The organism is Microcystis sp. T1-4 (assembly GCF_000297435.1).
Classification (GTDB): Bacteria; Cyanobacteriota; Cyanobacteriia; order Cyanobacteriales; family Microcystaceae; genus Microcystis.
In genome coordinates this window covers 1-1,505 of the sequence record NZ_CAIP01000319.1, presented here as the reverse complement: position 1 = coordinate 1,505, position 1,505 = coordinate 1, and the positions used below count along the sequence as shown (strand labels likewise).

Sequence of the window (1,505 nt, the reverse complement as noted above, 5' to 3'; positions counted from 1 at the left end):
ATCCGATCTATCACTATAAGCTTCATTCCAACTATCCATTAATACCTGTTTAGTTATTTTTTGATTATTCAATCCTAATTATTGATGTAACTTCTCCAATAACCATTGTTTATCTTCATCTCCCCTGATTCAACGCCTAAGACAACTAAAAATAAAACAGAAACAGCAAGTAGTATTTATAAAGGAATATGAGTAATCCGGTCTTGATAATCTTGGGCATCGCCTAATAAAGCAATGAGAATTAAATTCTCAATAATCTCTTTGATTGTTGCTTTAGGACGCAAGACAAAAATCCCTGGACTATGACGACTTTGTGCCAGATGATCAGCTAAATGAACAGGCATAGAAGTCCGATTATTTGTGACTAAAATAAAGTGATTTGCTTCGCACCAAATTAAAATTTCTGGGTCTAAGGTGCTTTTCGACGGAACACCAGGTTCGCCAATCATCCAAACCGTTAAATCAGAGTGACGGCGCAATAATTGCTCCCGATACAGCGGCGGTAAATTTTCATCAATTAGATACTGAATACTCATTGATATTTTCTGATGCTATTTCCGCCTTGAATTTCCGCATTTTCTCCACAAAAGCGGGAGGGTTCAAATCCTGTTCTTGTTCTCCTTTTTGACAATGTTCTAGCCATTCTGCCAGATATTGACTAACTCGGTCTTTTTCGTGCAGGTAATAGAGAATAGTGGCATGGATTTGTTCTAGGGTAAGGGTAGGATAAATTTGCCCAATCTCTTCAGGGGTACGGGCGCGGTAAATGTATTCATATAAGATAGTTTCAATGCCAATGCGGGAGTTTTTTAAGCGAATGTCATTGGGAGTCAAAAAATTAAAGTAGTCTTCGAGTTGCATCGGTTAATACTCCTATTGATAAATTCGTACTTTTTTGTATCATCAATCAAACCAATAAATCTCTCCTTGAATATTATGATTCTAACAACAAAAAAGCACCCCCTCGCAGGAGTGCCTTTTCGTTCAGACTAGAACTTAACCATTGATAGCGGGAGCGGTCAGAGCTACGGGAGCCTGTTCGCCACTAGCTAAGTCTAAGGGGAAGTTGTGAGCGTTGCGCTCGTGCATTACTTCCATCCCGATACCAGCGCGGTTTAACACATCAGCCCAAGTACCGATTACACGACCTTGAGAATCGAGAATCGACTGGTTGAAGTTGAAACCGTTGAGGTTAAACGCCATGGTGCTAACACCCATCGCCGTAAACCAGATACCGATTACCGGCCATGCACCTAAGAAGAAGTGCAGAGAACGGCTATTGTTGAAAGAAGCGTATTGGAAGATTAAGCGTCCGAAGTAACCGTGAGCGGCAACGATATTGTAGGTTTCTTCCTCTTGACCGAATTTGTAACCGTAGTTCTGAGATTCGATTTCTGTGGTTTCACGCACTAAGGAAGAAGTTACTAACGAACCGTGCATCGCACTGAACAAGGAACCGCCGAACACACCAGCCACACCTAACATATGGAAGGGGTGCATCAGAA

2 protein-coding genes and 1 pseudogene are annotated in these 1,505 nt (G+C 41.3%); all 3 read right to left on the bottom strand.

Annotated features, from left to right (window positions below):
- Nucleotides 1-176: 176 nt before the first annotated feature.
- Nucleotides 177-536 carry a DUF5615 family PIN-like protein gene (locus MICAI_RS16685; protein ID WP_002732058.1) on the bottom strand — a complete coding sequence of 120 codons (360 nt, stop codon included), beginning with the start codon at nt 534-536 and terminating at the stop codon, nt 177-179.
- Nucleotides 514-861, bottom strand: a complete 348-nt coding sequence (locus MICAI_RS16680; protein ID WP_008204811.1) for a DUF433 domain-containing protein — start codon at nt 859-861, stop codon at nt 514-516. Before MICAI_RS16680 ends, MICAI_RS16685 begins: the two co-directional genes overlap by 23 nt.
- A 135-nt stretch (nt 862-996) precedes the next feature.
- Nucleotides 997-1,505 (bottom strand): annotated as a pseudogene (locus tag MICAI_RS16675) (photosystem II q(b) protein); the annotation flags it as partial.